Raw genomic sequence first — 18,079 nt, forward strand, 5'->3', positions numbered from 1 at the left:
TGATCACGGCGTTCGAGGGGTGTCCACACCCTCACCGCCGCTTACCCCAGTCGCCGCTTACCCCATAGCATCTGGATCACCCGCTTTCCGGGTGATGACACCGTCGACGTTGGTGATCGCCTACATTCCCAACGTCGTCCTGGCTTTCGCCAGCACGACACCGAAGATTCGACGCAACGCGCTGCCAAATGCCCGGCCTACGACGCCCGCACCTGCCAGAATCTCAGGGTACGCCGGGCATTCTCCGGTGTCATTCGTCCAAAATGGCCCCTCGCCTTCGCAAGATCGGCGGGCTTCATCTTGCCGGTGGCGTAGCGGCTTTCCAGCACGACGCTGGTGGTCTCCCAGCTCAGCAGCGCCGCTCGGCAGGGCACCAGCAGGCCGTCATCGCGCAGGCTCTGCATCAAGGGCCGGATCACCTCGACGGTGGAGCCGGATAATGCTGCCAGCGCAGCGACGGTTTCCTCATAGCGTCGCTGCGCGGCAAAGCCGAGCAGTGTTGCCTCGTTGAGCTGGCCGGTCTCCTTGAGCTTTGCGACGGCGCGTCTGGCGCCGACGAAATCACGGATCCCCGACATCTCGCGATCGACGCCGGTGGCGACGCTCGCGATGGCGTTCTGGATCTCTTCGAACAGATGCGGCGGGGCGCGTGACAACAGGCGCGTGCGAACCGCGTCGGTCGCCGAGCGCAGCAATTGTCGGCGCAGGTCCGAGGGCAGATCGACGCGCACGCCGACGCTCACGGTCAGTTCGGGGTCCTGTTCGGCCTGCCCGACGATGACGGCAAAGCCGCTCGCAGAAAGCCGGGCGCCGGGATTGGCGGCAAGGCGTCGGCTGACGCTCGGATAGCGGCGTGCCAGAAGCGCGTCGGTGACGATTTCCTTCAGCCACCAGCGGCCGGCGACCGCGAGCAGATGCTGCTCGCCCTTGGTGGCCGCAATGTTGAGCAATTCGGCCTCGTCGAGGCGGGCCGATTCCTGAAGCACGGGGCCGGCGATCCTGATCTCGTCATTGCCGGCAAGGCGGCGGATCACGGACGGCGGCGCTTGTGCGACCGGTGCAAGCTGCGCGCTGATCTCGGCGAGCGCGACGCGCGCGCCCATGTCGGCGATCGAGCGCAGCTCGATGGTCTTGATCAGCCGCTCGAGCACGTCGTCGAACAGCGCAATCTGCTCGTCATTGAAGCTGCCGGCGGAGGACAGGAACAGGTCGGTGACGCGCCGCGCCGTTTCCAGACGCTTCTCGTCCGAGCCGGCGCGAATCGCACCTTCGACTTCGTCGATGATCGATGGCTGGGCCTGCGGCATGAAGCGTTGCTCGTCCTGAGCCGGTTCGAAGAAGCTTGTTCTAAGCAACCGCTATCATTAGAGGCGAGCACTGAACGTTTCGTAAACCATCGGTGGGATGGCTGCGGCCGAGTAGCTTCAGCGAGATGTCGCCGCGGAGGAACTGCGCTCCCTCTCCCGCTTGCGGGAGAGGGGTGGGGAGAGGGTGTCTCCGCAATCGTGAACCCCCAAGAGGAGAGAGCCCTCACCCGGCGCTCCGCGCCGACCTCTCCCGCAAGCGGGAGAGGTGAACGACCGGGGCGCTTATTCCCCTTCCCCGTTCCAGCCACAGGTCCTGAGCCGCTCCTGCATGTGCGGCGGCGCCGGCGCGAGGACGTGCACTGGCTCCTTGTTGCGGGAGATCGGGACCACGATCTCGCGCGAATGCAGATGCAGCCGTGGCTCGCCGAAGCGCGGGCCATTGCCGTAGATGTTGTCGCCGACGATCGGCCAGCCCTGCGCCGCGCAATGTACCCGCAATTGATGGGTGCGGCCGGTAACCGGTTCCATGGCGAGCCAGGTCAGGCCCTCGCCGCGGCCCATCACCATCCAGTTGGTGATCGCTTTCTGGCCTTCCGGGTCCGGCTTCTGCCACCAGCCGCGCTCGGCATTGAGGCGGCCGAGAGGTAAGTCGATCGTGCCTTCGTCCTCGGCCGGCCCGCCCTCGACCACGGCCCAATAGGTCTTGCCGATCTTGCCGTGCTTGAACAACAGGCCGAGCGAGGCGGTGGCCTTGCGATGGCGCCCAAGTACCAGGCAGCCCGAGGTGTCCTTGTCCAGCCGGTGGGCCAGCACCGGCGGCCGTGGCAGGCCGAATCGCAGCGCATCGAAGGAAGCTTCCAGGTTGGCCCCGCCCTTGGGGCCGCGATGCACGGGGAGGCCTGCCGGCTTGTCGATCACCAGCATCAGCCCGTCGCGGTGAAGCACGCGCGCCAGAATTTCATCCGCGGTCAACTCGGGAACATCGAGCAATATCAGGACTTTCGTTGGAGACTTTCGTTTAGGAGCCGGAACGGCTAACACGCCATCATGAACGATACCACCGACACCCCCAAACTGAGCTGGTGGCGCCGCCTGTCCAACGGGCTCAAGCGCACGTCGGCCTCGCTCGGGACCGCGGTCGCCGACCTCGTCACCAAGCGCAAGCTCGACCGCGCCATGCTCGACGACATCGAGGACGTGCTGCTGCGCGCCGACCTCGGCACCGAGGTTTCGGTGCGCATCGCGGACGCGGTCGGTGCGGGACGCTACGACAAGGCGATCTCGGCGGATGAGGTGAAGGACGTCGTCGCCACCGAGGTCGAGAAGGTGCTGGTTCCGGTTGCAAAAGCGCTCGAGATCGATGCGGTGAAAAAGCCCTTCGTCATCCTCGTGGTCGGCGTCAACGGCTCCGGCAAGACCACGACCATCGGCAAGCTGTCCGCGAAATTCGCCTCCGAAGGCCGCAAGGTGATGCTGGCGGCCGGCGATACGTTTCGTGCAGCCGCAATCGAGCAGCTCAAGATCTGGGGCGAGCGCACCAGGACGCCGGTCATATCAGGCGCGCAAGGTTCGGATTCGGCTAGCCTCGCCTTCAATGCGCTGACGGCGGCGAAGGAGCAGGGAACTGACGTGCTCCTGATCGACACCGCAGGCCGCTTGCAGAACAAGGCCGAGCTGATGAACGAGCTTGAAAAGGTCGTGCGCGTGATCCGCAAGGTAGATAGCTCGGCGCCGCATGCGGTGCTCCTGGTGCTGGACGCCACCGTCGGTCAGAACGCGCTGTCGCAGGTCGAGGCGTTCCACCGCACCGCTGGGGTCACGGGGCTCGTGATGACGAAGCTCGACGGCACCGCGCGCGGCGGAATTCTGGTGGCGCTCGCCGAGAAATTCAAACTGCCGGTGCATTTCATCGGCGTCGGCGAAGGCGTCGACGATCTCGCGCCGTTCACCGCGCGCGATTTTGCCCGCGCGATCGCCGGAATTGAGAGTTGAAATGGACAAGACCCAGCCGCATCCGCTGTTCAAGCTGGCAACCGAGCTCGGCCCGCTGCTCGTGTTCTTCTTCGTGAATTCAAGATTCAACCTGTTCGCGGCGACCGGCGCGTTCATGGTCGCAATCGTGGCGGCGATCATCGCTTCCTACGTGGTGACTCGCCACGTGCCGATCATGGCGCTGGTCACCGGCGCGATCGTGCTGGTGTTCGGCACGCTGACACTGGTGCTGCACGACGAGACCTTCATCAAGGTCAAGCCGACCATCATCTACGGCCTGTTCGCAGCGGTGCTCGGCGGCGGACTGTTGTTCGGCCGCTCCTTCATCGCCATCATGTTCGACCAGATGTTCAACCTGACGCCGCAGGGCTGGCGCATCCTGACCTTCCGCTGGGCGCTGTTCTTCGCCGGCATGGCGGTGCTCAACGAAATCGTCTGGCGCACCCAGAGCACGGACTTCTGGGTCAACTTCAAGGTTTTCGGCGTGACGCCGCTGACGATGATCTTCGCGATCGCGCAGATGCCGCTGACCAAGCGTTACCACATTGCGCCAGTGTCGCTGGAGGCGAGCGAGGCCGAAGCGGGAGATGTGCGGAAGCGGTAGGCTGGCCACACATTCAACCGTCATCGCCCGACTTGATCGGGCGATCCAGTACTCTGAGACGTCCGTGGTGAATCGATAAGCCGCGGCGTACTGGATGGTCCGGTCAAGTGTTTAGACCGGACAGATCACTCAAGCCGGGGGCATGACAGCGGGTATGCGGGGTTGGATTCTCACTCGCACTGACGACGGCGTCAGCTTCCCGTCTTCAACGCCTTCTCGAGCTGCGGCAGCAGCACGCTCTGCAAATTCTCCCGCGTGATCGGGCCGACCAGCTTGTAGGCGATCTTGCCTTCGCGCCCGACGACGAAGGTTTCCGGCACGCCGTAGACACCCCATTCGATCGAGGCGCGGCCATTGGCATCCGTGCCGACGACGCCGAACGGATTGCCGTAGCGGCCGAGGAAGCGGCGCGCATTGTCGGGCGTGTCCTTGTAATTGATGCCGACGAGCTGGAAGCGCTTGTCCTTGGCAAGCTCGGTCAAGAGCGGCGCCTCGTCGTGACAGGGCACGCACCAGGAGGCCCAGACATTGACCAGGCTGACCTTGCCGATGAACGCAGCCGGGTCGAGTCCCGGCACCTGCGCGCCGCCCACTTGCAGGCCGTCGAGCTGCGGCAGCGTGGTCTGCGGCGCCGGCCGGCCGATGAGTGCAGAGGGAATGCGCGAGGGATCGCCGCTGCCGAGCCGGACCCAGAACAGCAGCGCAAGGCCGATGAAGGCGATCAGCGGCAGCATCACCAGGAAGGCGCTGCGCGCCGGCGTGGCCGAGGTCGACTGCTCGCTCATCGCAACTCCGTCGCGCTTCGGCCCGAGCGTCGGATGACGCCGCTCTTTTCGAGCTCGCGCAGGCGCTCTGTCTGGTTGCGATAGTCGATCAGGATCCAGCCGATCAGGATCGCCACCACGATGGCTGCGGCGAGATAGGATGTCACGATGAAGGATGCGTAGGGGCCGAGCGCCATGTTATGCGGCCCCAATTTCGTTTGACGCGTTTCCTTCACGCGAACCGGTGCTCAACTCGTTCGAAAACGCTATGCGGCTCGCCTGCATCATTTGCAGGGAGCGGACGCGGCGTCGCAGGATCTCGTTGCGCATCGCCGCCAGGTGCAGCGTGATGAACAAAAACGTGAACGCGACCGCCATCACCAGCAAGGGAATCAGGAACGATTTGTCGAGCGTCGAGCCGCCCATGCGCATCACCGAGGCGGGTTGATGCAGCGTATTCCACCAATCGACTGAGAATTTGATGATCGGCAGGTTGATCGCGCCGACCAGTGTCAGCACCGCAGCGGCGCGCGCCGCGCGCGAGGGATCCTCGACCGCGCGCCACAGCGCCATCAGGCCGAGATACATCAGGAACAGGATCAGCACCGAGGTCAGCCGTGCGTCCCATTCCCAATAGGTGCCCCACATCGGCCGGCCCCATAGCGAGCCGGTCAGCAGCGCGAGGAACGTGAAGGCAGCGCCGATCGGCGCGGCGGCCTTCGCGGCGACGTCGGCGAGCGGGTGCCGCCACACCAGCGTGCCGAGCGAGGCCACGCTCATCACGCCCCAGACGAACATCGACAGCCACGCATTGGGCACGTGGATGAACATGATCTTCACGGTAGCGCCCTGCTGATAATCGTCGGGCGCCAGCGCCGATTGATAGAGGCCAAGCGCGAGCAGGATCACGGTCGCCGCCGCAAGCCACGGCAGCACGCGCGCCGTCAGCGCAAGGAACCGCGAGGGGTTGGCGAGGTCGATCAGTGTCATGGTCACCTGATAATCATGGCGAGGGGCCGCAGGCAATCAGCACGAAAGTGCGAAGCGAAAGTTGATCGGGGTCAAGATCAGTCCAGCCCGTGCCGGAGGCTTGCGGCGGCCGCGAAGGGGCCGATCACCAGGCTGACCAGCGACAGCGCGCACAGGATCGAGAACGGCGCGCCGAATGACATTGGCCCGACGATCACCGCCTGGGAGGCCGCGACGCCGAAGATCAGCACCGGAATTGACAGCGGCAGCACGAGAACGGCCATCAGCAGCCCGCCGCGATGCAGCGTCACCGCCAGTGCCGCGCCGATCATGCCGGTGAAGGTCAGGGCCGGCGTTCCCGCCAGCAGCGTCAGGGCCACCGCGCCGGTTGCGACCATGTCGAGATTGAGCAGGAGGCCGAGCACGGGGGTTGCGACGATCAGCGGCAGGCCCGCGGCCAGCCAATGCGCCAGCGCCTTGGCGGCGCAGGCGAGTTCCAGTGGCGTCCGGCTCATCGTGATCAGGTCGAGTGAGCCGTCCTCGTGGTCGGCCATGAACAGACGGTCGAGGGTCAGCAGGCTCGCGAGCAGCGCCCCGAGCCACAGGATCGCCGGCCCCAGCCGCGACAACAGCGCCAGATCGGGCCCCACCGCAAACGGCATCAGCACCACCACGGTCAGGAAAAACAGCACTCCAATCAACGCCCCGCCGCCGACGCGGAGCGCGATGCGGATGTCCCGGCGGATCAGGGCGGAGAGGGCGGTCATGGGCGGCTCCCATCGTACCCCAAAGGCGGTGCGCTCCCTCCCCCGCTTGCGGGGGAGGGTCGGGGAGAGGGTGTCTCGACAACGGAGACTCCCCCAGAGGAGAGAACCCTCACCCGGCGCTGCGCGCCGACCTCTCCCGCAAGGGGGAGAGGCGAGGGAGCCCGCGGCGACGGCTGCTTCCCGGGTGCGAGAGCCGCGCCCGGCCGTTCGAAAAGCTGAGGGTCGGCCATCCTCACGCCGCACCCCCGATCCGCAGCTCCCGTGAGTCGATCCCCAGCGGCATGTGAGTGGCGGCGATGATCATTCCCCCGCGCTCCAGGTGCTGCCTCATCAACCCGCAAAACATGTCCTGGCCGGCGCCATCGAGCGCGGTGGTTGGCTCGTCCAGCAGCCAGACCGGGCGGTGGACCGTCAGCAGGCGGGCCAGTGACAGGCGGCGGCGCTGGCCGGCAGAGAGGAAAGCGGCCGGCAGATGGGTGGCATGGTCGAGGCCGACGGTCGACAGGCTCATCGCCCCGTCGAAGCGCTCGCCGCCCAGAAAGTCGGCCCAAAATGCGAGATTTTCCGCCACGCTCAGCGCCGGCTTCAGCGCGTCGCGGTGGCCGAGATAATGGCACTGTTCGGCCAGGCTCAGCTCGGTGTCGCCGCCGGAAAGCTCGATCGTGCCGCCGGCCGGAATCAGCAGCCCCGCAATCAGCCGCAGCAGCGACGTCTTGCCGGAGCCGTTGCGCCCTACAACCGCCAGCGCCTCGCCGGAGGCGGCCACAAAATCGAGGCCGGCAAACACCTCGCGGCCGCCCCGCACGCATCTGATGCCACGCCCTGAGAGCTGCATGTCACCTCTGGTCGCCCCCTTCACCGGTGGCCCTCAAGAAAACTTGGGGTAGCGCAGCAGAATTTGAGGCTCCCGGATTGCTGCGGCACGATCGTCCTTGTGGCGGTGCGGTTAGAAAGCTTCTATAAGCCCGGAACTTGATGCAGCACTCCACTCGCTCCTGCAAGCGACCCAGCCGGATTCGCTGACGGTGTTAAAGTACCCTCTGCCGGGTATAACTAACAATTGGGATTTCCTACATGACCTCGCTCGACAGCTTCAAATGCAAAAAGACCCTCAAGGTCGGCGCCAAGACCTATGTCTATTACAGCCTGCCGACCGCCGAGAAGAATGGTCTGAAGGGGATTTCCAAGCTCCCTTATTCGATGAAGGTCCTGCTCGAGAACCTGCTGCGCAACGAGGACGGCCGTTCGGTCAAGAAAGAGGACATCGTCGCCGTCTCGAAGTGGTTGCGCAAAAAATCGCTGGAGCATGAGATCGCCTTCCGCCCGGCCCGCGTGCTGATGCAGGATTTCACCGGCGTTCCGGCGGTGGTCGACCTCGCCGCAATGCGCAACGCGATGCAGAAGCTCGGCGGCGATGCCGAGAAGATCAACCCGCTGGTGCCGGTCGATCTCGTCATCGACCACTCCGTGATCGTGAACTTCTTCGGCGACAACAAGGCCTTCGCCAAGAACGTCACCGAGGAATACAAGCAGAACCAGGAGCGCTACGAATTCCTGAAGTGGGGCCAGAAGGCGTTCTCGAACTTCTCCGTGGTGCCGCCTGGCACCGGCATCTGCCACCAGGTCAATCTCGAATATCTCGCCCAGACCGTCTGGACCAAGAAAGAGAAGATGACGGTCGGCAAGAAGACCGGCACGTTCGAGGTGGCCTATCCCGACTCGCTGGTCGGCACTGATTCCCACACCACCATGGTCAATGGCCTCGCCGTGCTCGGCTGGGGCGTCGGCGGCATCGAGGCTGAGGCCTGCATGCTCGGCCAGCCGTTGTCGATGCTGCTGCCGAACGTGGTCGGCTTCAAGCTGAAGGGCTCGCTGAAGGAAGGCGTCACCGCGACCGATCTCGTGCTGACGGTCACGCAGATGCTGCGCAAGCTCGGCGTCGTCGGCAAGTTCGTCGAGTTCTTCGGTCCCGGCCTCGATAACCTCTCGGTCGCCGACAAGGCCACGATCGGCAACATGGCGCCCGAATACGGCGCGACCTGCGGCTTCTTCCCGGTCGATGCCGCCGCGATCGATTACCTCAAGACCTCCGGCCGTGCCGCACCGCGCGTCGCGCTGGTGCAGGCCTATGCCAAGGCGCAGGGCCTGTTCCGCACCGCCAAGTCGGCGGATCCGGTGTTCACGGAGACGCTGACGCTCGATCTCGGCGACGTCGTGCCATCGATGGCCGGTCCGAAGCGTCCCGAAGGCCGCATCGCGCTGCCCTCCGTGTCGGAAGGCTTCAGCCTCGCGATGGCCAACGAGTACAAGAAGGGCGATGATGCCGAGAAGCGCTACGCAGTCGAGGGCAAGAACTTCGAGCTCGGTCATGGCGACGTCGTGATCGCGGCGATCACCTCCTGCACCAACACCTCGAATCCGAGTGTGCTGATCGGCGCGGGCCTGCTGGCGCGCAACGCGGCCAAGAAGGGCCTGAAGGCAAAACCCTGGGTGAAGACCTCGCTCGCGCCGGGTAGCCAGGTCGTCGCCGAATATCTCGCCAATTCGGGCCTGCAGGCCGATCTCGACAAGGTCGGCTTCAACCTGGTCGGCTTCGGCTGCACCACCTGCATCGGCAATTCCGGTCCGCTGCCGGAAGAGATCTCGAAGTCGATCAACGACAACGGCATCGTCGCGGCCGCCGTGCTCTCCGGCAACCGCAACTTCGAAGGCCGCGTCTCGCCGGACGTGCAGGCGAACTATCTCGCCTCGCCCCCGCTCGTCGTCGCCCACGCGCTCGCCGGCAGCGTCACGAAGAACCTCGCCACCGAGCCGCTCGGCGAAGGCAAGGACGGCAAGCCGGTGTACCTCAAGGACATCTGGCCGACGACCAAGGAGATCAACGCCTTCATGAAGAAGTTCGTGACCGCGTCGATCTTCAAGAAGAAGTATGCGGACGTGTTCAAGGGCGACACCAACTGGCGCAAGATCAAGACGGTCGAGAGCGAGACCTATCGCTGGAACATGAGCTCGACCTACGTGCAGAATCCGCCGTACTTCGAAGGCATGAAGAAGGAGCCGGAGCCGGTCACCGACATCGTCGAGGCGCGTATCCTCGCGATGTTCGGCGACAAGATCACCACCGACCACATCTCGCCGGCGGGCTCGATCAAGCTGACTTCTCCGGCCGGCAAGTATCTCAGCGAGCATCAGGTGCGCCCCGCCGACTTCAACCAGTACGGCACGCGGCGCGGCAATCATGAAGTGATGATGCGCGGCACCTTCGCCAACATCCGCATCAAGAATTTCATGCTCAAGGGCGCGGATGGAAACATCCCTGAAGGCGGCCTGACAAAGCACTGGCCCGACGGCGAGCAGATGTCGATCTACGACGCCGCGATGAAGTATCAGCAGGAGAACGTGCCGCTGGTGGTGTTCGCCGGCGCCGAATACGGCAACGGCTCCTCGCGCGACTGGGCGGCGAAAGGCACACGTCTGCTCGGCGTTCGCGCCGTGGTCTGCCAGAGCTTCGAGCGCATCCATCGCTCCAACCTGGTCGGCATGGGCGTGCTGCCGCTCACCTTCGAGGAAGGCACTTCCTGGCAGTCGCTTGGCCTGAAGGGCGATGAGAAGGTCACGCTGCGCGGCCTCGTCGGCGACCTCAAGCCGCGCCAGAAGCTGACCGCAGAGATCGTCTCGGCCGACGGCTCGCTGCAGCGCGTTTCGCTGCTCTGCCGCATCGATACGCTGGACGAGCTCGACTACTATCGCAACGGCGGTATCCTGCACTACGTCCTGCGCAAACTCGCGGCGTAAGCGCGGATTTGTGAACTATGGCTCACTGCGAAGTGAGTAGAACGTTAAGCGAAGGCGGCCTATCAAGGGCCGCCTTTGTTCGTTTGCGGTATGTTCCAGATGGGCTCGTCCGGGCAGAGATCTTCGTCTCGGACGATGCGGAGCGCACTGCGCGCGCAGGATTTGTCCGTAAGACTACGGTGACCAACTCGCAATGAGATTTCCCCTCGACATCAGCTAAAGTGTGCAGCGTTCAACATGACAATGATGGCCTCTAATCTGATTTCGCGATGGTCCGGTGCGATCTGGTCAGGTGCACTGGGCGTCTGCGCGATCATCGCGGTCATCCGTCCTGCCCACGCCGATCCCCGCGCGGTCGTCGAACTCTTCACCTCTCAGGGCTGCTCGTCCTGTCCGCCCGCCGACAAGATCATCGGTGAACTCTCGAACGATCCCTCGATCATCGCACTCAGCATGCCGATCGATTACTGGGATTATCTCGGCTGGAAGGACACGCTGGCGGATTCACGCTTCTCGGCGCGACAGCGGGCCTATTCGCGCATGCGCGGCGACCGCGAGGTTTACACGCCGCAGGTCGTGGTCAACGGCTCGGCGCATGTCATCGGCAGCGACCGCGCCGGCATCGAGAGCGCGATCGCGAAGACTGCGAAAAGCGACACCGTGATGAGCGTGCCGGTGTCGATGTCTCTCGCAGGCAAGCAGCTCAACGTCTCGGTGGCGGCGAGCAAGGAGGCAGCGGTCTCGCATGGTGAAGTCTGGATCTGCTCGATCACCAAAGCGGTGCCGATCTCGATCGGACGCGGCGAAAACCGCGGGCAGCAGATCACTTACCACAACGTGGTGCGTAACCTGCTGAAGGTCGGTGACTGGAACGGCACTTCGGAAAGTTGGACTGTGCCGCTGGAGAACCTATCGCGCGAGGGCGTCGACGGCGCGGTGGTCTATGTCCAGGATGGCAGTCGCGAGAAGCCCGGGCCCATGCTGGGCGCAGCGTACACGTCGCTGCATTGATCTCGTAGCTTCGAATTTTTCCTGACAAGCGGTCTCTCTGGATCCTCATGGTGAGGAGGCGCGCCAGCGCCGTCTCGAACCATGTAGGCCGCGCTGCCGCACCCGGGCCTTCATCCTTCGAGACGCCGCGCAAGGCGCGGCTCCTCAGGATGAGGGAACGCAGAACCATCCCGACACAACAAAAAAGGACCAACTCGCGTTGGTCCTTCCTTCGTGCGAACAGGCCCGATCCCGACGACCCCGGGGGGCTGGGGGCTGAGGAATCCGGAACCGAAAGGACCGGGCCAACGCACACGAATCTTTTCGCAATGCAGGGCGGCAGGCGCTAGGCGGAAAAGAGGCGAGACTATGATTCCTGCTAACGATCCCGTGACGGTATGTCGCGAGCGAGTTCCACAGCCAGGAGGTGTGTTTGCGGCGCGATGTGCAGCCGCGCGGTTGGCGCCTCTTGCGGCCGGCCGCGGTTGGCGCAATCATGTAACTGTCATGATCCGCGGGGCGAGGACGCTTTCGCGACCGCCGGTCATCCGTCAACGCCACAGGAGGCGCTTCGCATGAGTCTGATGTCGGAGGATGCCGATCCGAGCGAGCAGCGCGCAGTGGCGCGTAGCGCCGCTGCGGGTTCCCAACCGAGCCGGGTGACGTTCAACCGGCTCGAATTGCATCGCATCCTCAACCTTTATGGCCGCATGGTCGCCGACGGCGAGTGGCGGGACTATGCCATCGACTTCCTGAAAGACCGCGCCGTGTTCTCGGTCTATCGCCGCGCCTCCGAAGTGCCGCTTTACCGCATCGAGAAAGACCCGCGGCTCGCGCGCAAGCAGGGCATGTACAGCGTGATCTCGGCGACCGGCCTGATCCTGCGCCGCGGCCACGAGCTCGATCGCGTGTTGCTGGTGATAGATCGGAAGCTCGCGGTGGTTTAGCCGCTCGTGCAGCCGCCGTAGCGTTGCTGCGTAGGGTGGGCAAGGGCGCTCTTGCGCCGTGCCCACCAGTTCTGTCTCCCGGATTTTTGACACCAGAGGTGGGCACGCTCCGCTTTGCCCACCCTACGAATCCGGGCCTACTTCTCCGGCACGCTCGTTGCGCCCTCGCCGAGGTCGCGCTGCATCATCACCGTGTCGAGCCAGCGGCCGAACTTCAGGCCGACATTGGGATGCGTGCCGATCATCTTGAAGCCGGCGCTGGTGTGCACGCCGATCGAGCCGGCATTGGCGGAATCGCCGATCACGGCGATCATCTGGCGGAAGCCGCGCGCCTCGCATTCGACGAGCAGCCGCTGCAACAGCGCCGAGCCGATGCCGCGGCGATGGAATGACGGCTCGAGATAGATCGAGTTCTCCACCGTGAAGCGATAGGCCGGCCGCGGCCGGTAGGCGCCAGCATAGGCGTAACCGGCGATGCGGCCATCGAGCTCGGCGACGAAATAGGGATAGCCGCCATCCGTCAGTGCCTTGTAGCGGCGCGTCATCTCGGCGAGGTCGGGCGGTTCGAGCTCGAACGTCGCGGTGCCGTGGCGCACGGCGTGCTCGTAGATGGCGGTGATGGCGGGAAGGTCGGCCTCGGTTGTGGGCCTGATTTCAGGTGCGGACATGGAGGTAGCTTAAAGGCTCCGCGCGTTTGCCGAAAGAGCGAAGCCGCTTTCGCCTTTCGCGGGTGATGACAGTGGGTGTGTGGCGTGCTCCTAGCCAAACAAAAACCCCGGCCTTGCGGCCGGGGTTCGTGTCGTTCACTCGTCTCAGAGCCTAGTCGCGCTGGCCGAGGAGCTGCAGCAGCAGCGTGAACAGGTTGATGAAGTTCAAATACAGCGACAGCGCACCGGTGATCGCCGCGCGTTCGGCAATGTCGCCGCCGGCCGAGGCGTAGCCGTAGATGTAGTCGTTCTTCAGCCGCTGGGTGTCCCAGGCGGTGAGGCCCGCGAACACCAGCACGCCGCCCACCGACACGATGAACTGCAGCGCCGAGCTCGCCAGGAACAGGTTGACGAGGCTTGCGATGATGATGCCGATCAGCCCCATGAACAGGAACGATCCCATCCCGGTCATGTCACGCTTGGTGGTGTAGCCGTAGAGGCTCAGCGCGCCGAAGGTGGCCGCGGTGATGAAGAACACCCGCACGATCGAGGTGTGCGTGAACACCAGGAAGATCGAGGACAGCGAGATGCCCATCAGCGCCGAGAACACCCAGAACAGGATCTGGGCGGTCGAGGGGGCCAGGCGGTTGATGCCGGCCGAGATCACGAACACCATGGCGAGTGGCGCCAGGATGAACAGCCATTTCAGCGGGCTGACGAACATCGCGTAGCCGAACGGCGTCAGGAACGCGTTGCCGATCTTGGCGGCGGCGCCCGACGGGTCGTTGGTCACGGCCGCCATGTAGACACCGAGCGCGGCGAGGCCGGTGATGGCCAGACCGATGCTCATGTAATTGTAGATGCGCAGCATGTATGCGCGCAGGCCAGCATCGACCGTCGCGGCGTCGACACGCCCGGCGGCCCTGCCGAAAGGAGAAGCGTAGTTGCGGTCTAGGTCCGACATGGTCGAATTCCCATTGGTTGGCCGGCCGGCACAAGGGTTGATGCCGCCGGGTCGTCAAAATTCTATCCCGGATACCCATGCCTGCCGACATTAATTTTGGCTAACAATCGGGCATCCGCACCCACTCGATATGTGGGAAACTAACACATTCGCTGCAAGCGTTCACGCGCGGCTGAATGTCGCCATGGCGCAAGTCTGGCGCGCGGACGTCGTTAACCCCGAAAATCCGGGGGATTGGGGTACCGCGCAGCCACCCGCTTCAAATTGTCACAAATTCCGCAACACCGTGGCGGGCTTTTGGTTCAACGCCAGCAGCGTGCCGGCAAGCCCGAGTCCGACCGTGACGACGAGCGCGGAGGCGACCACGCCGGCCGCGCTGCCGGCCTGCCAGACGAAACTCAGCGTCATCAGCCGGGTCACGATCATCCAGGCCGCGATGCTGCCCGCAATGACGCCGAACACGGCGGTGGCAAGCCCGATCAGGAGATATTCGAGCGCATAGGCGCCGAGCAGCCGCAGCCGCGTTGCACCCAGCGTCTTCAGGATCACGGCGTCATAGACCCGGTGGCGATGGCCGGCGGCGAGCGCGCCGCCCAGCACCAGGATGGCGGAGATCAACGTCACCGCGCTGGCGCCGCGGATCGCGAGCGTGAGATTGGTGACGACCGAGCCGACCGTCTCCATGACCTCGCGGACCCGCACGCTCGTCACCATCGGATAGGCGTCGGCGACCTCTTTGATGATCCTGCCGTCGCCGGCGGCATCGCCGCCCTGCTCGGTCAGCGTCGCGATGTGGGTATGTGGCGCGCCCTTGAAGGCATTGGGCGAGAACACCAGAACGAAATTGATGCCGAGCCCCTGCCAGTCGATGTTGCGCAAATTGCTGATCTTCGCCGGGATGTCGCGGCCGAGCACGTTGACGACGACCTCGTCGCCAAGCTTGAGTCCGAGCCCGTCGGCAATCTTCTTCTCCATCGAGACCAGCGGGGGGCCGGAATAGTCGGCGCTCCACCATTCGCCCTCGACCACCTTGGAGCCCTTCGGCAGCTCGCTGGTATAGGTCAGGCCGCGGTCGCTCTGCAGCACCCATTCGGCGTCGGTCGCGGGCTTCAGCTCCTCGGCCTTGACGCCGCGCGCGGCGACGATGCGGCCGCGCAGCATCGGCACGTCCTCGACTTTCGCCCCCGGCGCGATCTGGCGCAGATAGCCGTCGAACTGCTCGGCCTGCGCGCTCGGGATGTCGATGAAGTAGAACGATGGCGCCCGATCCGGCAGCGCCGCGAGAAACTGCCGGCGCAGATTGCCGTCGATCTGAGTGATGGTGACCAGCACGGCGAGCCCCAGCCCCAGCGACAGCACCACCGACGGGGTCAGCGCGCCGGGACGGTGGATGTTGGCGATCGCGAGCCGCAGCATCGGTAGCCGTGTGCGCGGCAATCGCCGCGCGATCGTCATCAAGAGGCCTGCAATGCCGCGCAGCACCGCAAACACCACGACAGACGAGAGCACGAACACCGTGGCGATGCGCTTGTCGAAGGAGAGCCCGATCACGACCGCGACGAGCAGCGCGACCACCACGGCCATGAAGGCGAGATAGCGCCAGCGCGGCCGGTGCCATTCGGCGCTGATCGTGTCGCGAAACAGCGCGGCCACCGGCACGTCATGGACGCGTCCGAGCGGCCACAAGCCGAAGGCGAGCGCGGTGAGCAGGCCATAGACGAAGGAGAGCGCCAGCTCGTCGGCATGCACGGCCGGAATCACCGGCAGCGGCAACAGCTTTCCGAACAGGCCGACGATGGCGAAGGGAAGCGCTGCGCCAAGTGCGAGCCCGATCATCGAGCCGATCCCGGCGAGCAGGATGACTTGCACAAAATAAATGCCGAACACGTCGCGTCCGGTGGCGCCAACGGCCTTGAACGCGGCAATGACCTCGAGCCGGCGGTCGATATGGCTCTTCACGGCATTGGCGACACCGACGCCTCCGACCAAGAGGGCGGCGAGGCCGACCAGCGTCAGGAACTGGGTGAAGCGGCTGATATTGCGCTCGAGTTGCGGCGATGCATTGGAGCGGCTGCGGATCTCCCAGCCAGCCTGCGGCGCCGCGTTGCGGGCGTCGCTGATAAACGCCTCGGTGGCGCGCTCGCTGTTGGCACTGTCAGGCAGTTTGACGCGATACACCCAGCGCACCAGGCTGCCGGGCTGGATCAAGCCGGTGGCGCGCAAGGCTTGCTCGCTGATCAGGAAACGCGGGCCGAAGCCGATGCCGCCGGCGAGCTTGTCGGGCTCGGCCTCGACCGCGCTGCGGATCTGGAAGGTCGCATTGCCGATGGTGACGTGGTCGCCGTTCCCAAGGGAAAGCCGCGCCAGCAGCGTCGGATCCGCGGCGGCACCGAACGCGCCGTCGCGCTGCGCCAGAAGATCGGACAGCGGCAATTGCGGCGTCAGCGTCAACTGGCCGAGCATCGGGTAATTGCCGTCGACCGCCTTCATCTCGACCAGCGCGAGCTTGCCGTCGGCCGCGCGCGCCATGCCGCGCAAGGTTGCGGCGGTCGACACCGTGCCGCGCGAACGCAGGAAAGCGATCTCCTCTGGCTTTGCCTCGCGCTGGAACAGCACGAACGAAGCGTCGCCGCCGAGCAGCGTACGTCCCTCGCGCGCCAAGCCCTCGCTGAGACTCGCCGCGACCGAGCCGACACCGGCAATCGCCATCACGCCGAGCGCGATGCAGGCGATGAAGACGTAGAAGCCGCGCAGGCCTCCACGCAGTTCGCGTAGCGCATAGCGCAGCGACAGCGCGGCCGCGCCGCTTCGCGCGAACGGTTTTGGCGCGAACGGTTCGGCGGCGAGGGTCATGGCTGGGAATATTGCGTATCGATGCGCCCGGAGCGCAGGCGGATCACGCGATCGCAGCGATGCGCGAGCGAGGAATCATGGGTCACCAGCACCAGGGTCATGCCGCGCTCGGCATGCTTGCCGAAGATGAGATCGACGATCTGCTTGCCTGTCGCTTCGTCGAGATTGCCGGTGGGTTCGTCGGCGACCAGGATCGCAGGGTCCGGCGCCAGCGCGCGGGCGAGCGCGACACGCTGCTGCTCGCCGCCGGAAAGTTGCGAGGGATAGTGATGCAGGCGATCGCCGAGCCCGACCGATTGCAGCTCCTGCGCGGCGCGCTTGGCCGCATCCGGATTGCCGGCGAGCTCGAGCGGCACCGCGACGTTCTCCAGCGCCGTCATGGTCGGGATCAGGTGAAACGACTGGAAGACAATGCCGACCTCGCGGCCGCGGAAGCGGGCGAGCGCGTCCTCGTCGAGGGCATTGAAAGGCGTGCCGCTGACCACCACCTCTCCGCTATCAGGACGCTCCAACCCCGCCATCACCATCAGTAGCGTGGATTTGCCCGAGCCTGACGGGCCGATCAGGCCGATCGCTTCACTACGGCCGACCCGAAGGCTGATATCCTTGAGAATGTGAACGCGTGCCGCGCCCGTACCCAGTGAGAGATTGACGTTGGCGATGGAGATGGTGTCCGGCGTCGTGCCGGCCAGCGAAGAGGATTCGATGCGACTGTCCATGGTCCGGTCATATGGCAACTCCGCACATCCGGTCGAGAGGCGTTACGGATTGTTCATGCACATAGCCGTGTTGATGATCGGTTTGATGACGGGGATTGCCAGCGCCGATGCGCAGGCCAAACCGCCGGTCAAGCTCGTCGTGCTCGGCGATTCCTTGAGCGCCGGCCTCGGCCTGCAGGGCCAGGACGCATTTCCCATGAAGCTCCAAAAGGCCTTGCAAGACAAGGGTGTAGCCGTCGATATGATCAATGCCGGGGTGTCCGGCGACACTTCGTCCGGTGGCCGCGACCGGCTCGATTGGTCGGTGCCGGAGGGAACCGAAGGGGTCATCGTCGAGCTCGGCGCCAACGATGCGCTGCGCGGGCTCGACCCCGACGTTACGCGCGCAGCGCTCAGCGACATCGTGGCGCGGCTGAAGGCGCGCGGCGTCGCGGTGATGCTGTGCGGCATGCTGGCGCCGCCGAACTACGGGGCCGACTATGCCGCGCGCTTCAATTCGATTTATCCGGATCTGGCGAAGAAATTCGAGGTGCCGCTCTATCCGTTCTTCCTCGACGGCGTCGCGGCCGATGCCAAGCTCAACCAGGCCGACGGCATTCATCCCACCGCTGCGGGCGTCGACATCATCGTCAAGAACATGATGCCTACCGTCGAGGCATTCCTCGGCACGATAAGCGGGCAACGGCGTTGAAAAGCAGGCAATACTAACCCTAATTCCCAGGGTTTTCCCGGGGTAGCCCGCGCACTGCTTCGCAGAGTCA

At 64.9% G+C, this 18,079-nt stretch carries 17 protein-coding genes; 6 read left to right on the plus strand and 11 right to left on the minus strand.

Annotation, left to right across the window (positions count from 1 at the left end):
- Positions 1-197: 197 nt before the first annotated feature.
- Together SO139_RS18055 and SO139_RS18060 are read right to left on the minus strand one after the other, a co-directional pair.
- Positions 198-1,307, minus strand: coding sequence for a DUF2336 domain-containing protein (locus SO139_RS18055; protein ID WP_449380567.1), 1,110 nt, complete (start codon positions 1,305-1,307; stop codon positions 198-200).
- A gap of 282 nt (positions 1,308-1,589) precedes the next feature.
- Entirely contained in the window at positions 1,590-2,297 is a 708-nt protein-coding gene (locus SO139_RS18060) for an RluA family pseudouridine synthase (protein ID WP_449380568.1), read from the minus strand.
- A 57-nt stretch (positions 2,298-2,354) separates the two neighbouring features.
- Between SO139_RS18060 and ftsY the strand changes: the two genes are divergently transcribed.
- Complete coding sequence (ftsY, locus tag SO139_RS18065; RefSeq protein ID WP_449380569.1) at positions 2,355-3,299, plus strand: signal recognition particle-docking protein FtsY; 945 nt, start codon at positions 2,355-2,357, stop codon at positions 3,297-3,299.
- 1 nt (position 3,300) lies between these two features.
- Positions 3,301-3,903 carry a septation protein A gene (locus SO139_RS18070; RefSeq protein ID WP_027523529.1) on the plus strand — a complete coding sequence of 201 codons (603 nt, stop codon included), beginning with the start codon at positions 3,301-3,303 and terminating at the stop codon, positions 3,901-3,903.
- 191 nt (positions 3,904-4,094) lie between these two features.
- Here SO139_RS18070 and SO139_RS18075 read toward each other — a convergent pair whose 3' ends face one another.
- From SO139_RS18075 to ccmA, 5 genes are all read right to left on the minus strand, one after another.
- Positions 4,095-4,688: a DsbE family thiol:disulfide interchange protein gene (locus SO139_RS18075; protein WP_498540341.1), complete on the minus strand. Its 594-nt coding sequence runs from the start codon at positions 4,686-4,688 to the stop codon at positions 4,095-4,097.
- A complete protein-coding gene (gene ccmD / locus SO139_RS18080) occupies positions 4,685-4,864 on the minus strand; it encodes a heme exporter protein CcmD (RefSeq protein WP_449380571.1) in 180 nt (59 codons plus the stop codon). Before ccmD ends, SO139_RS18075 begins: the two co-directional genes overlap by 4 nt.
- A gap of 1 nt (position 4,865) precedes the next feature.
- On the minus strand, positions 4,866-5,657 hold the full coding sequence (locus tag SO139_RS18085; RefSeq protein WP_449380572.1) for a heme ABC transporter permease: 792 nt from the start codon (positions 5,655-5,657) through the stop codon (positions 4,866-4,868).
- 77 nt (positions 5,658-5,734) lie between these two features.
- Positions 5,735-6,403, minus strand: coding sequence for a heme exporter protein CcmB (ccmB, locus tag SO139_RS18090; RefSeq protein WP_011083299.1), 669 nt, complete (start codon positions 6,401-6,403; stop codon positions 5,735-5,737).
- A 232-nt stretch (positions 6,404-6,635) separates the two neighbouring features.
- Positions 6,636-7,238 carry a heme ABC exporter ATP-binding protein CcmA gene (gene ccmA, locus SO139_RS18095; RefSeq protein WP_449380573.1) on the minus strand — a complete coding sequence of 201 codons (603 nt, stop codon included), beginning with the start codon at positions 7,236-7,238 and terminating at the stop codon, positions 6,636-6,638.
- A gap of 239 nt (positions 7,239-7,477) precedes the next feature.
- Between ccmA and acnA the strand changes: the two genes are divergently transcribed.
- The 3 genes from acnA (at position 7,478) to SO139_RS18110 (ending at position 12,135) form a co-directional block, all read left to right on the plus strand.
- Entirely contained in the window at positions 7,478-10,198 is a 2,721-nt protein-coding gene (acnA, locus tag SO139_RS18100; protein ID WP_449380574.1) for an aconitate hydratase AcnA, read from the plus strand.
- Between the two features lie 237 nt (positions 10,199-10,435).
- Entirely contained in the window at positions 10,436-11,209 is a 774-nt protein-coding gene (locus SO139_RS18105; RefSeq protein WP_449380575.1) for a DUF1223 domain-containing protein, read from the plus strand.
- 554 nt (positions 11,210-11,763) lie between these two features.
- The gene (locus SO139_RS18110; RefSeq protein WP_449380576.1) at positions 11,764-12,135 is read left to right on the plus strand and encodes a DUF2794 domain-containing protein; all 372 of its coding nucleotides are present in this window, start codon (positions 11,764-11,766) and stop codon (positions 12,133-12,135) included.
- 137 nt (positions 12,136-12,272) lie between these two features.
- On the opposite strand, the gene SO139_RS18115 is transcribed toward SO139_RS18110, so the two are convergent.
- From SO139_RS18115 to SO139_RS18130, 4 genes are all read right to left on the minus strand, one after another.
- The gene (locus SO139_RS18115) at positions 12,273-12,803 is read right to left on the minus strand and encodes a GNAT family N-acetyltransferase (protein WP_449380577.1); all 531 of its coding nucleotides are present in this window, start codon (positions 12,801-12,803) and stop codon (positions 12,273-12,275) included.
- 151 nt (positions 12,804-12,954) lie between these two features.
- Entirely contained in the window at positions 12,955-13,746 is a 792-nt protein-coding gene (locus tag SO139_RS18120; RefSeq protein ID WP_449380578.1) for a Bax inhibitor-1/YccA family protein, read from the minus strand.
- 267 nt (positions 13,747-14,013) lie between these two features.
- A complete protein-coding gene (locus SO139_RS18125) occupies positions 14,014-16,599 on the minus strand; it encodes an ABC transporter permease (protein WP_449380579.1) in 2,586 nt (861 codons plus the stop codon).
- Positions 16,596-17,318 carry an ABC transporter ATP-binding protein gene (locus SO139_RS18130; protein WP_449380580.1) on the minus strand — a complete coding sequence of 241 codons (723 nt, stop codon included), beginning with the start codon at positions 17,316-17,318 and terminating at the stop codon, positions 16,596-16,598. The genes SO139_RS18125 and SO139_RS18130 overlap by 4 nt, the downstream gene beginning before the upstream one ends.
- 55 nt (positions 17,319-17,373) lie before the next feature.
- On the opposite strand from SO139_RS18130, the gene SO139_RS18135 reads away from it, so the two are divergent.
- Positions 17,374-18,009 (plus strand): arylesterase, encoded by a 636-nt coding sequence (locus SO139_RS18135; RefSeq protein ID WP_449380581.1) that lies wholly within the window; start codon positions 17,374-17,376, stop codon positions 18,007-18,009.
- The last annotated feature ends 70 nt before the right edge of the window (positions 18,010-18,079 follow it).

This window comes from Bradyrhizobium sp. UFLA05-89 (genome assembly GCF_059803475.1).